We start from the raw sequence: 13,508 nt of genomic DNA on the forward strand, positions 1-13,508 counted from the left end.
CCTCGGCGTTACAACGTTTGCAGCAGGCTGGCTAACTGACGGTTAATCACCTGCTGGTTAAAATCGGCTTCAACTTTTTGTCGGGCATTGTGCAGCACGGGCTCCAGCGCCTGCTGGTCGATGTCGCTGAAAGCAGCTAACCGATCGGCGAGCGCCATGGCGTTATTCTCGGGCACCAGCCAGCCGGAATAGTCAGACTTAATCAGCTCCGGGATCCCGCTATGCAGGGTCGAGACCACCGGTATACCCACGGCCATTGCCTCCATCAGCGCCACCGGAATGCCTTCCATATCGCCATCGGCCCCCGTTACGGAAGGCAACAAGAACACATCTGCCTCATCAAGCATGGCCTTGACCTCGTGGCTCGGCTTGAAGCCCGGCATCTCTACGACATCTTCCAGCTGATACTGTTCGATAAGCGTGCGCAGACGACGCTCCCACGGCCCAATCCCGAGAATGCGGTAGTGGAAATCCACCCCACGCGCTTTCAGCTGGCGGCAGGCTTCAATCGCCACATGCAGCCCTTTCTTCTCGGTAAGGCGCGCGACGGAGATGATCTGCAGTGGTTTACCCGGCACTTTCACCGGACGGCGGGTAAAGCGCGTTAAATCCACGCCCATGCGCGAAACGGCAATTTTCTCTCCCGGGCAGCCCATGTTTTTCAGGCGTCCGGCCCACAGTTCGCTGATCGGCAGCATCATGTCGCCACGCCGGAAAAGCTGCTGGTATTCCGGCGTGTAGTGGTTCAGCACTTCGCGGCTGGAGATGTCGATACCGTGGAAAATGGTCGCAATTTTACCGTCAATTACGCCCAGTTCGCGCAGCTTCGCGGCGGTGACGCCTGCCGGGCCAAAGTGGGCGATAAACACGTCGGCACGATACGGCTGCGCCGTTTGCCCGCAGATGGCCGACAGGATCAGATTGCGTGATTCTGATCCATAGCGGGAGACATTCAGCGCCCGCCACGTCGACGCGCGATGGATCCCACGTAAGGTCTGACTGGCGCGGTGGCGCAACTTACTCAGCTTCCCGGACGGCTCATCCTGCAGCCAGCGGGTTTTTGCCTCCAGCCCATACTGGGTATACGCCGCATGGGTATTTCGGGTATCGCCCTTTTGCAGGGCGATAATCTCCACGTCATATCCCATATCGATAAACGCGGTGATTTGGTTCAGAACAAACGTTTCGGACGACAGTGGAAATTTCAGTAAGAAGAAACCAACCTTCATTTCCCCTCCCGTACGCGATCGAGTACCGATTTCACCATTCCAATGCCCTTTTCGCGCTCGGCTTTCACCGCCACCGCCAGACGTTCATTGATAGCAGGCAGTTGGCCAAGCGTGTCCCCCACCATGGCGCCGAGCGATCCGTCCAGCAGGTGACGAATATCCACCGCCATTTCCGGCATACCGAGCTGCTGCATAATCCCGGCGGACTTGTGCTCATAGTTAATGGCAATGGCCGGCGTGCCAAAGTTCATGGAGATAATGGCCGAGTGCAGACGGGTGCCCACCGTCAGGTCGCAGGCGGAGAGCAGCTTGCCCATCTCCAGGTCGTTCAGTTCATCCATCACCACGTGATAACGTGACGGGTCATTGACCAGGTTGCGCAGGTTCAGCGCCACCATGCGGTCATCTTTGTTGTAGCTGTCGATGCCGGTACAGGTGGACAGCGCCAGCACCTGGTACCCGCTGTCCAGCACGCGGTTCACCACGTCGGCGAACGCTTGCTCATACGCCGCCTGCGTCGTGCCTAAACGTTTATCGAAGGGCGCCAGCTCGCGCAGGGTAATGGCGACGGTTTTCTGTTTCGCCGCCACGTCGAGCCAGTGCTGCACCGCGTAGCTCGGCTGGAAGCTGTCGTCCTGGTGATCCACCAGCCAGGCGGTATCCACGCCGTGCTCAACTTTTGACGTATCAATCTCGCTGCGCTTCATCATCTCAAGGCTGACCGACTCGCGCAGGATCAGCGCGTCGCAGTGGCCGAAGACATAGATTGCGAGCTGGTTAAACTGCGGATCCTGGAAAGGCCCCACGCTGTGGCCAATCATAAATAGCGGTTTTTTCGCCATGAACGTGCAGAGCGCATGCTCAAACTGCGGCACGCCGTAGAGATCGACGAAGAATGAACCGCCGACCTGGATAATGGCGTCATAGCCGGACAGCAGACGAACAAAGTCAGTGAAGCCCTGCGCGATGGCGATGTTGCGCAGCTTGCCGGTATCGGTCACCCGGGAAAGCAGCACCTGATGCTGGTAGCGACGACGCAGCACTTTTTTCACGCGGCCCATCACGCCCGCGGCGTTGTTGTGCTGTTTCATCTGGCTGTAAAGCGGGTCGCCCATCACCGGGCGGTTCAGTAACCAGGATGAGCTGACCGGATAACGGCTCATCACGTCCACTTCGGTCTCAGGCTTAAGGGTGTTAATCGCATCCAGTAAACCGCGCAGGATGGCGCTGTCGCCACGGTTGCCGCAGGTATGGTTGCCAAGAATTAATAATTTCATAATGGCCTCTTAAAGAACTAGCCTGCGCGAAGCAGCGTTTTCATTTTTTCGTTACGGCAAAACTGGCGCTTCATCTCAACGACCAGCGCATTGCGAGAAAGTACGATCATCACGACGAAGGCCAGCGCCCCCGCGGCAACCTGCACCGCCAGCAGCGCGGCCAGCGGCAGATGGCCGCTGAGGATCGCGCCCAGACCGTAGCTCACCGCCAGGGTCGGCAATGAGAGATAGAACGGCAGCCACAGGCTCAGGATGTACTGACGGTAGCTGGAGCCCAGCACCGGTTTAATCATGATGAAGTAGCTCAGAACGGTATTGACGATCTGCACCAGCAGGAAGCCCAGCGTCACGCCAATGGCGCCCGCCATGTGTCCGCCGACGATAATTGCCGGAATAAACAGGAAGGTTTTGAACACATTGAACTTAAAGCTGATGTCCACGCGCGCTTTAGCCATCAACAGGGACCCAATCGGGTTCCCCACGGAACGCAGCAGCCCTACCACGCACAGCAGCTGAAGGATCGGGATAATATCGTTCCACTTCTCGCCAAACACCAGCGGCACGAAGTTGCTGGACACCACCATCAGCCCCAGCAGCACCGGGAAGTTGATAATCCCCACCACCGAGAGCAGCTTGTAGAAATTAACGCGCAGCTTTTCGGTGTCGTCCTGAATCTTGGCAAACGCCGGGAACAGCACGCGGGTGATAATCGGATTCAGCTTCATCGGCGGCACCACCGCGACGTTGTAGGCCAGGTTGTAGCCCCCCGCCACGCTGGCGCCGAGAATACGTGCCAGCACCAGCGTCGAGAGGTTGGTGTTCACGTAGTTGATAATGCTGTCCGCCGTCAGCCACGCGCCAAAGCGCAAGTTGGACGAGACGGACGCAAGAGAGAAATGCAGTCCCGGACGGTAAATTTTACGCCCAAAGTAGCCGAACAGCAGCGTACGCACGGCAGAGTTCACCAGGTAACCGAGGATGGCGGTCATCGCCAGCGGCCAAAAATGGGCGCTCACGACGGTAAAGGTAAAGCCCGCCAGCACGGCGCTGGTCTCGATCATGCCGATCTTATTGAACTCCAGCTCTTTCTGCATCAGCGCGCGGAACTGCTGCCCGTGGGGGATCACCACGAACGCAAACGACAGCGTGCGCATCAGCGGGGCGAGATCCGGGTTGTGCAGCACGCTGGCGATGGTGTCGCTCAGCAGGAACACCAGCACAAACACGAAAATCCCCAGCCCCACGTTCAGCCAGTAGAGCGTGGTCAGCTCAAGATGGCTGATCTCTTTGCGCTGGATAATCGAGTTGGCGATACCAAAGTCAGACAGCGTATCGGCCAGCGCGATGATCACCAGCGAGACGGTCAGCAGACCGAACTGGTGATTATCGATAATGCGCGCCAGCACCGTCATCTGCACCAGGCCGAGGCCAATGATGACGATGGTCGCCATCGCTGACCACTTGGCGCCGCTGATGGTTTTTTCACGTAAGCTCATCTTAGTACGCCGCTTTGTTCACGAAACCTTTGAAGATAGTCAGAAAAACAATCTTGATATCGAACCAGAGGCTCCACTCGCGGATGTACTCCAGATCGAACTCGATGCGTTTTTCCATTTTTTCCAGCGTGTCGGTTTCGCCGCGCCAGCCGTTAATTTGCGCCCAGCCGGTGATGCCCGGCTTCACCTTATGGCGCAACATGTAGCCTTCAATCAGCGAGCGGTACTGCTCGTTATGCGCCACCGCGTGCGGACGCGGGCCAACAATCGACATCCCGCCGGTAAAGACGTTGATAAACTGAGGCAGTTCATCCAGCGAGGTGCGGCGCAGGAAGTTCCCGACGCGGGTGACGCGCGGATCGTTCTGCGTGGCCTGGGTCACGACCTTGTCGTTCTCCATCACCTTCATGGAGCGGAATTTCCACACCATAATCGGCTTACCGTCCATGCCGTAGCGGGTCTGACGGAAGATAACCGGTCCTGGTGAGCTCAGCTTCACCGCGAGGGCAATGCAGCACAGCACCGGAGAGATGAGCAGAAGAATCAGCGAAGAGAGCACGATATCTTCCAGACGCTTCAGCACGCGGTTAATACCGGACAGCGGCGTGTCATACAGCGGTACGACCGGCACGCCGTTCACCTCTTCAATACGCGAATGAAGGATGTTGAAGGTAAACACGTCCGGGATCAGGAGCACTGAACAGGTCGTATCCGCCAGCTCGCGCATCAGCTGCTTAATGCGGGAGTCGTCTTTCATCTGCATGGCGATGTAGACGTTGTGAATTTTGCCGGCCTTGGCATCGTCAATCAGTTGGTCGTAGTTGCCCGCCCAGTCGGCAGGCACGCCGCCCGGCTTCGCGTCGTGATAAATCCCGACCACTTCAAAGCCTAACCACGGCTCTTTGCGGAAGCTGTCGAGCAGCACCCTGCCGACGGGCAGATCGCCTGCTACCGCCACAAAGCGACGATTATAGCCACGGTTGCGCAGCCAGCCCGCGCCAAAGCGGATCAGGGAGCGGCACACTACCATGCCGACGCTGCTCAACAGATACCAGCAGAGATAGGTCACGAGGCGATTATCAAAATCATGGCTGAACGCCACCAGGCCTGCGCTGAAGATCAGGCTCAGGGTCCAGTTCTGCAGCAACAGCATCAGTTCGGTGGTCATTTTGACGCCGCGCCACGAGCGGTAGAAATCGGTCATTCCGCCGATCATCTGAAACACGACCAGCGCAATCAGGGCCATCAGAAGATGCATATATAAGAACGGCAGCCCGCTGATCCGACACACCGCCCACAATCCACCGACCATGATGGTGATATCAGAAAAACGCTGCACCATAGAGATTAACGATGCATTCGTTCTCGCTCGTTCGCGTTTTTTTAGATTCGTCATCGTTGTTCCTGTATTCGGTTCCCCCTCCCACCGGGAGGGGCAGTTATTACTGATTCAACAGCGCCAGAATGTCCTTCGTTCGGGCTTCCATCAGCGCGGTGTCCGCACGGGACTCCACGTTCAGGCGCACCACCGGCTCGGTGTTGGACGAGCGCAGGTTAAAGCGCCACTGCGGGAACGCCATGCTGATGCCGTCGGTACGGTCAATTTCCAGCGCGTGAATGGCAAAGTGCTGCTCCACGCGGGCAATCGCCTCGGCCGGCTGCGCCAGCTTGCTGTTGATCTCCCCGCTCGCCGGGAACGCCGCCATACGGTCGCGCACCAACTCTCCCAGGGTCTGCCCCTTCAGGCACAGCAGCTCGGTGACCAGCAGCCACGGGATCATTCCGCTGTCGCAGTAGGCAAAGTCCCGGAAGTAGTGGTGGGCGCTCATCTCGCCGCCGTAGATGGCGTCTTCTTCGCGCATGCGCTCCTTGATGAAGGCGTGGCCGGTTTTGGACATCACCGGCGTGCCGCCTGCGGCAGACACCACGTCGACGGTGTTCCAGGACAGACGCGGGTCATGAATGATTTTCGCGCCCGGGTTTTTCTCAAGGAACGCTTCCGCCAGCAGGCCGACAATGTAGTAGCCCTCGATGAACTGCCCTTTCTCGTCGAACAGGAAGCAGCGGTCGAAATCACCGTCAAAGGCGATGCCCATGTCCGCGCCGTGCTCAATCACCGCGTTACGCGTGTCGTCGCGGCACTCCGGCAACAGCGGGTTAGGAATACCGTTCGGGAAGTTGCCGTCTGGGGTGTTATGCACTTTCACGAAGGTCACCGGCACGTTCAGTGCCTTAAAGCGCGCTTCAAGGGCATCGACAACCGGGCCGGCCGCGCCGTTACCGGAGTTAATCACCAGCTTCAGCGGCTTCAGGTTCGCCACGTTGATGTAGCCCAGCAGGTGGTCGATGTACTCTTTCTGCAGGTTGATTTTTTTGTAGCTGCCGCGCTTCGCCTCGTTCACCGGCGGGAAATCGTTGGCTTCCGCCAGGCGCTGCACGTCGCGCAGGCCGGTGTCGCCGCTGATCGGGCGGGCGCCCTTGCGCACCAGCTTCATGCCGTTGTAGTCCATCGGGTTGTGGCTGGCCGTCACTTCAATACCGCCGTCCACCCCCAGGTGGAAGGTGGCAAAGTAAATCTCTTCGGTTCCGGCAAGACCGATGTCCAGCACGTCCACGCCCGCATCCTGCAGCCCTTTCGCCAGAGCCAGCTTCAGGGATTCGCTGGTCAGACGCACGTCGCCGCCCAGCACGATGGTCTGCGGTTTTAAGTATTCGCCGTACGCACGACCAATGCGCCACGCAATGTCTTCATTCAGCTCTTCGCCCAGCTTGCCGCGAATATCGTAGGCTTTAAAACAGGTTAATTTTTCCATGATGACCCCTTTTTCAGGCAACAGTCGGTCCTGACCACTTAATGGCCAAATTGATTTTTTGTCATTCGTAGGCCCGGTAAGCGCAGCGCCACCGGGCATGATGCTGAGGGCTACACCCGTCCGTAGCGGTCCTGGAAGCGCACGATATCGTCCTCTTCCAGATACGAGCCGGAGCGCACCTCAATTAAGTCGAGAGGAATTTTCCCCGGGTTCTCCAGACAGTGCGTCGCCCCCAGCGGAATATAAATGGACTCGTTTTCACCCAGCAGTTTGACTTCACCGTCGATCGTGACTTTAGCGGTACCCGCGACCACCACCCAATGCTCGGCGCGGTGATGGTGCATCTGCACCGACAGCCCCTCGCCCGGCTTCACGGTGATGCGTTTCACCTGATAACGGTCGCCTGCGTCAATGGAGTCATATTTCCCCCACGGACGGTAGACTTCGCGATGAATGTGGTGCTCGTGACGGCCATCCGCCTTGATCTTCTCCACCACTTTTTTAACGTCCTGCACGGCGTTACGGTCGGCAATCAGCACGGCGTCTTTGGTCTGGACCACCACCAGATCTTTCACCCCGACCGTGGTGACCAGGCCAGACTCGGCGTAGACGTAGCTGTTTTCCGTTTTGTGGCTAATGACATCGCCGTGATGGACGTTACCCTCCGGGGTATGGGCGCTGATCTCCCACAGGGAGGACCAGGAGCCGACATCGCTCCAGCCCGCATCCATCGGCACCACAACGGCATCTGCCGTGCGTTCCATCACCGCATAGTCAATGGACTCTTCCGGACAGGCGAGGAAGGCCTCTTCATCCACGCGGATAAAGTCGAGATCCGGGTCCACTACCGCCATCGCTTTCTCGCAGGCTTGCAGAATATCCGGACGATATTTGCTCAGCTCTTCCAGATAGCGTCCGGCGCGGAACAGGAACATCCCACTGTTCCAGTAATATTCCCCGCTGGCGACATAAGCCTGCGCGGTTTCCAGATTTGGTTTTTCAACGAACTGCGCCACGTCAAACGCCACGCTGTCGCCTTCACCCGGCGTCACGTTGCCGCGACGGATGTAGCCATAGCCGGTTTCCGGCAGATCCGGCACGATACCGAAGGTCACCAGCTTGCCGCTCTCAGCGTAAGGAATGGCCGCACGCACTGCGTCACGGAAGGCCTCTTCCTGCTGGATCACGTGGTCTGCCGCCAGCACCAGCATCAGCGGGTCACAGTCAGGGCTGCTGCGTTTTGCCGCCAGCGCCGCCAGGGCGATAGCCGGTGCGGTATTGCGTCCGGCAGGCTCCAGGATGATATTTTCTGTGAGTTTGTTCAGCTGGCGCAGCTGCTCGGCAACGATAAAGCGGTGCTGTTCGTTACAGATCACCACCGGGCTTTCACAATCCACGCCTTGGAGACGGTTTACCGTCGTCTGCAGCATGGTGAGATCCCCTTTCAGGCAGAGGAACTGTTTTGGATAGAGCACGCGGGACAGCGGCCACAACCGGCTACCAGAGCCACCAGCCATCACAACCGGATACAAAGTGGTTTGACTCATGATTTATCCCCGTATATCTGCAATAAATTGGCTCAGCACGTTCTCTTTCTCGAGCGTGCGTTCGGCATATTCACGTGCCACCGTGTTCATTTTTGGCATGGCAAGTGCCTGTTCAATGCCGGTGACCAGCGCCGGGACCGATTCCGGCTCTACGCACACGGCAATCCCCGGATAGCTGTCACACAGCTGGCCTAATTCAGTTTCGGCTTCGGCCGTAATCACCGCGTTACCGCCCACTGCCAGAATGTTGGTCAGCTTGGACGGCAGCACCGCATCCGCCGCGCCGCGTTTTTGCACGACCAGATGGCAGTCGCCCATCTTCAGCAGCGCAGGCAATGCCTCGTAAGACTGAAGCGGGAAGAACTTCACGTTGGACAGGCCGCGTTCGCTGACCATTTTTTCCAGCCGCGCTTTTCCACCACCCTGTCCGACAATCACAAACATCCATGGATGTTCGTTCAGCAGTTGAGCCGCCTCGATCACGCTCTCCAGCCCCTGCTTTTCGCCGATGTTGCCTGAGTAAAGAATGATTTTTTGATCTTCAGGCAAACCGAGCTGCGCGCGCAGCGCCTGAGCATCTTGCTCAGTCACGTCGCGAAAACGCGCCACTTCGGACCAGTTCGGGAAGAAGATCACCTTCTCCGCCGGGACGCCTTTCTCTTGCGCCTTGTTCATCATCGAGCGCGAGATCGTTGAGACGTAATCCACGTTGTGTAAGCCACTGCGCTCAAACGCGCTGGCGAGCTTCGCCACCTTGCCGCCTTTGCTTTTGCCTGCCATCCCCAGGCCCAGCATGGCGTCAACTTCATAATCCTGAATGTGCAGCAGGGTGCGCGCGCCGGAGAGTTTGCCCAGCAGACGCATGCCCGGCGTGCAAAACAGCGTCGGCACCACGCCGATGATGCGATCCGGCTTCCAGCGACGCTGCGCCATCAGCGGGAAGAAACTACTCAGAGCAAAGCTGCCGAGATGAATCAACCGTTTAAGCGTTGAGGGCTGCTTAGGCACATACAGTGGGCAGCGCCAGACGGTCGCTGCACCCTCTTCGCGACGGTAGCGCCAGCTTGAGTAGCGCTCCCCCACTTTCCATTCCGGGTAGTACGGCGGCGCGGTAATGACCCGCACGTCATGTCCCTGGCTCGCCATCCACTCGACCATCTCGCCGGTGTATTTCCCGATACCGGTTAGCTCCGGCGAGTAGTTGATTCCGTATACGAGGATCTTCATAAGCCCGGCACCCCGGACTGACGTTCAGCGAGGAAATATGCGCGACTGTTGTCATGCACATTGTCGCTCGCCAGCAGCGCCTCTGGCGTCTGCCAGCGGTAGTCGTCGTGCTGAGAATCAGGCAGACGCAGGTCTGCCTCACTCACCTTCAGGCGGAACCCCAGCACGATGTAGTGCGTGGTGAACCCGGTGCCTGAAAAGTTATCGTCATAGAAGTGCTGCCAGACCCCGTAAAACTGGCCCGCTGCCATCGGCAGCTGCAGACCCAGTTCCGCCAGAGTGAGACGCTCAAACGCATCGGTAAGCGTCTCATCCTTTTGCACGCGCCCGCCGGGCACGAACCAGAAGCCCTGCGCAGGACGGTTGGTTCGTTTCCCCAGCAAGAACTCGCCGCGTTCGTTCTCCACGATCAAATCAATCGAGATGAGCGGAGTGGAACGCACTACCGTGGCAAAATCTTCCTGACTTAAAAACATCATTACCCCCGGAAGCGGTGCTGGTTTTCCAGGAACCACTGATAGGTGCTTGCCAGCCCCTGCTCCAGTGACACCTCGTGATACCAACCCAGCTGATGCAGACGGGTCACGTCCAGCAGTTTGCGCGGCGTGCCGTCCGGTTTCGTGGCATCAAACACCACGCGGCCTTTGTAGCCCACCACCTGCGCGATGGTCTGCGCCAGCTCGCGAATGGTGCAGTCCACGCCGGTGCCCACGTTGATGTGCGACAGCATCGGCTCGGTGTTCTCCTGCCACACTTCGCGATCCAGCTCCATCACGTGAATGCTGGCCGCAGCCATGTCGTCCACGTGCAGGAATTCGCGCATCGGCGTACCGCTGCCCCACACCACCACATCCGGCGCGTTCTCGGCGGTCGCCTCGTGGAAGCGGCGCAGCAGCGCCGGGATCACGTGCGAATTGCTCGGGTGGAAGTTGTCGTGCGGTCCGTACAGGTTGGTCGGCATCACCGAGCGATAGTCGCGGTTGTACTGACGGTTGTAGGACTCGCACAGCTTAATCCCGGCAATCTTGGCAATGGCGTACGGCTCGTTGGTCGCTTCCAGTGTGCCCTGCAGCAGCTCGCTTTCGGCGATCGGCTGTTTCGCCATTTTCGGGTAAATACAGGATGAGCCGAGGAACAGCAGCTTGTTCACGTTGTGCAGATGCGCCGCGTGAATGATGTTGCTCTCAATCATCATGTTTTCGTAGATGAAATCCGCCGGGTAGGTGTTGTTGGCAACAATGCCGCCCACCTTCGCCGCCGCCAGATACACCTGGTCAATGCGTTCGTTAGCAAAGAAGTCCTGTACCGCACGGCTGTCGAGCAGGTTAAGCTCGTCGCGCGTGCGGACAACCACTTCGACGTCACCGCGCTGCTCGAGCTGGCGCACAATCGCGGAACCCACCATTCCGCGATGACCGGCGACAAAAATACGTTGTTTTGTCATTCTCAGGACTCCAGCGCGATGGCAACCTCGTAGCCATGAGATTTGAGCAGGGAGTGTTTTTTCGCTGCTTCAAGATCTTTGGCTACCATCTCGGAAACCATCTCCTGCAGAGTGGTTTCTGGTTTCCAGCCCAGCTTCTCGTGTGCTTTGGTTGGGTCGCCCAGCAGGGTTTCCACTTCAGCAGGACGGAAGTAGCGCGGGTCAACCTGCACAATCACGTCGCCTGGCTTCACGCCCGGTGCGTCATGGCCGGTCACGGAAACCACGATGCCCTTCTCTTCCACGCCGGTGCCTTCGAAGCGCAGCTTGATGCCCAGCTGCGCGGCAGCCATTTCAACGAACTGACGAACGGAGTACTGCACGCCGGTGGCGATCACGAAGTCTTCTGGCTGTTCCTGCTGCAGCATCATCCACTGCATTTTCACGTAGTCTTTGGCATGGCCCCAGTCACGCAGGGAGTCCATGTTGCCGAGGTGCAGGCACGATTCCAGACCCTGCGCGATGTTGGCGATAGCGCGGGTGATTTTGCGGGTCACGAAGGTTTCGCCGCGACGTGGAGATTCGTGGTTGAACAGAATGCCGTTACAAGCGTACATGCCGTAGGATTCACGGTAGTTCACGGTGATCCAGTAAGCGTACAGTTTCGCTACCGCGTACGGAGAGCGCGGATAGAATGGAGTGGTCTCTTTCTGTGGAATTTCCTGCACCAGACCGTACAGCTCAGAGGTGGATGCCTGGTAGAAACGGGTTTTCTTCTCAAGGCCGAGGAAGCGAATCGCTTCCAGCAGACGCAGCGTACCCATGGCATCCACGTCAGCGGTGTATTCCGGAGACTCGAAGGAGACCGCAACGTGGCTCATCGCGCCCAGGTTGTAGACTTCATCCGGCTGCACTTCCTGCAGGATACGGGTCAGGTTGGAGGTATCGGTCAGGTCGCCGTAGTGCAGGTGGAATTTCGGGTTCGCCGCGTGAGGATCCTGATAAATATGATCGACACGTTCGGTGTTGAAAGAAGACGCACGACGTTTAATACCGTGTACTTCATAACCTTTTTCCAGCAGTAACTCTGCCAGGTAAGAACCATCCTGCCCGGTAACGCCGGTGATGAGAGCGACTTTAGACATGTTTATATTCCTCTACTTATGAATTTAATCAGTTTCAACGCGTTCGCGTATCACCACTGCGGGGTTGCCACGGCAAACTTTATTTGCCGGTAGCGATTTAAAAACGCTGCTGCGGGCACCAACGACCGTGCCATCGCCAACAGAAACACCCGGTGCAACAAAAACATCCGTTGCCAGCCAGCATTTTTCGCCAATCACAATAGGCGAAGCGGTAATATCAAAATGCTGACTCATAAAGTCATGACTGCCGGTGCACAAATAACATTTCTGTGAAACCACCGAATTTGCGCCAATCGTAATCTCGCCCAAGGTATATAACACCGCGTCATCCCCTACCCAGGCGTAATCCCCAAGCGTTAATTTCCAGGGGTAGGTAATTTTCACCGAGGGCCGAATGACTACGTTTTTTCCTATTTTTGCGCCAAACAGACGCAATAAAAATGCTCGCCAGCGGTACAGTATTTGTGGTGACCAGGCAAATAAGGTGGCCTGAACGGCCCACCATAGCTGCACTTTAATACCGCCCGCCCCCCGAAAACCTTTCGGTACGGAGAAACCGTTCAGATCCTGCATTACGTTTCCTTATATTCAGGCTTTGTTATATAAGGCTTTCGTTTTACTCGTGGTGCGCACGCGTAAAAAATAAGACAATTCCGCCCAGAACCCCGGCACGCGTAATATTTTACGCTGCACGTTTTTGGCATCCTGGCACAGTTCCAGATTATTCGAGGTTGACACGCCACCCATTGAAAATTCAGATACCAGCCCTTTAATTCGGCGGAACGGGTAACCTGACTTATAGAGACTGGCGGCCAACGCATAATCGGAAGACACTTTATACTGCAAATCGTAAGGCTGTTTTTTCAGACCTTTCACCGGAAAGAAAATGGCCTGATGGCTGGCGGGTAAACTGTGATAGATATACCAGCCCGGCTTCGCGCTGCGGCACACTTTATGTCCGTCGCCAAAATCGAGCAGCGCATCGCCAATATACATGGCGTCCTCTTTCTGGCGCGCCAGTTGACGGGCAAACAGCGCCACGTCATCATGGAAAATATCACCCGAATTCAGAAAGATGGCATAACGGCCCTGCGCCATATTGATGCCTTTGTTCATCGCATCGTAGATGCCTTTATCTTTCTCGCTGATGTAACGTAAGTTGAACTCACCGTTGAGTTTTTCCAGAAACTCCGCCGTGCCATCGTTCGAGCCGCCGTCGACCACAATCCACTCAAAGGTGAGGCTTGGATCGCGCGCCAGGTTGCGCAGCGAGCGCCAGGTTTTTACCACCCCTTCGTAATTACGAAAAGCGACAGTAATGACGCTAAGAAACATAAATCACCTCATTTCG

The 13,508-nt window shown here is 57.2% G+C and carries 12 protein-coding genes; all 12 read right to left on the reverse strand.

Annotated features, from left to right (window positions below; translation table 11 throughout):
* Window positions 1-8: 8 nt before the first annotated feature.
* The gene (gene wcaL / locus LJA86_RS10575) at window positions 9-1,229 is read right to left on the reverse strand and encodes a colanic acid biosynthesis glycosyltransferase WcaL (RefSeq protein WP_229226120.1); all 1,221 of its coding nucleotides are present in this window, start codon (window positions 1,227-1,229) and stop codon (window positions 9-11) included.
* Window positions 1,226-2,506: a colanic acid biosynthesis pyruvyl transferase WcaK gene (gene wcaK, locus LJA86_RS10580; RefSeq protein ID WP_229226121.1), complete on the reverse strand. Its 1,281-nt coding sequence runs from the start codon at window positions 2,504-2,506 to the stop codon at window positions 1,226-1,228. Before wcaK ends, wcaL begins: the two co-directional genes overlap by 4 nt.
* A 17-nt stretch (window positions 2,507-2,523) precedes the next feature.
* Entirely contained in the window at window positions 2,524-4,002 is a 1,479-nt protein-coding gene (wzxC, locus tag LJA86_RS10585) for a colanic acid undecaprenyl disphosphate flippase WzxC (RefSeq protein WP_048030842.1), read from the reverse strand.
* 1 nt (window position 4,003) lies between these two features.
* A complete protein-coding gene (wcaJ, locus tag LJA86_RS10590; protein WP_045908619.1) occupies window positions 4,004-5,398 on the reverse strand; it encodes an undecaprenyl-phosphate glucose phosphotransferase in 1,395 nt (464 codons plus the stop codon).
* Window positions 5,399-5,444: 46 nt separating this feature from the next.
* Window positions 5,445-6,815, reverse strand: a complete 1,371-nt coding sequence (gene cpsG / locus LJA86_RS10595) for a colanic acid biosynthesis phosphomannomutase CpsG (protein WP_167211515.1) — start codon at window positions 6,813-6,815, stop codon at window positions 5,445-5,447.
* Window positions 6,816-6,925: 110 nt separating this feature from the next.
* The gene (gene cpsB / locus LJA86_RS10600) at window positions 6,926-8,362 is read right to left on the reverse strand and encodes a mannose-1-phosphate guanyltransferase (protein ID WP_229226122.1); all 1,437 of its coding nucleotides are present in this window, start codon (window positions 8,360-8,362) and stop codon (window positions 6,926-6,928) included.
* Window positions 8,363-8,365: 3 nt separating this feature from the next.
* Window positions 8,366-9,589, reverse strand: a complete 1,224-nt coding sequence (gene wcaI, locus LJA86_RS10605) for a colanic acid biosynthesis fucosyltransferase WcaI (protein ID WP_229226123.1) — start codon at window positions 9,587-9,589, stop codon at window positions 8,366-8,368.
* Entirely contained in the window at window positions 9,586-10,065 is a 480-nt protein-coding gene (locus tag LJA86_RS10610) for a GDP-mannose mannosyl hydrolase (protein ID WP_045418617.1), read from the reverse strand. Before LJA86_RS10610 ends, wcaI begins: the two co-directional genes overlap by 4 nt.
* A 2-nt stretch (window positions 10,066-10,067) precedes the next feature.
* Window positions 10,068-11,033, reverse strand: a complete 966-nt coding sequence (gene fcl, locus LJA86_RS10615; protein WP_013097874.1) for a GDP-L-fucose synthase — start codon at window positions 11,031-11,033, stop codon at window positions 10,068-10,070.
* Window positions 11,034-11,035: 2 nt separating this feature from the next.
* Window positions 11,036-12,157, reverse strand: coding sequence for a GDP-mannose 4,6-dehydratase (gene gmd / locus LJA86_RS10620; RefSeq protein WP_003863514.1), 1,122 nt, complete (start codon window positions 12,155-12,157; stop codon window positions 11,036-11,038).
* A 24-nt stretch (window positions 12,158-12,181) separates the two neighbouring features.
* Window positions 12,182-12,730, reverse strand: coding sequence for a colanic acid biosynthesis acetyltransferase WcaF (gene wcaF, locus LJA86_RS10625; RefSeq protein ID WP_045908623.1), 549 nt, complete (start codon window positions 12,728-12,730; stop codon window positions 12,182-12,184).
* A gap of 15 nt (window positions 12,731-12,745) precedes the next feature.
* Entirely contained in the window at window positions 12,746-13,492 is a 747-nt protein-coding gene (wcaE, locus tag LJA86_RS10630; RefSeq protein ID WP_008499420.1) for a colanic acid biosynthesis glycosyltransferase WcaE, read from the reverse strand.
* Window positions 13,493-13,508: the final 16 nt, after the last annotated feature.

Origin of the sequence: Enterobacter sp. TCD1-1 (genome assembly GCF_020567405.1) — a bacterium.
Lineage (GTDB): Bacteria > Pseudomonadota > Gammaproteobacteria > Enterobacterales > Enterobacteriaceae > Enterobacter > Enterobacter quasiroggenkampii.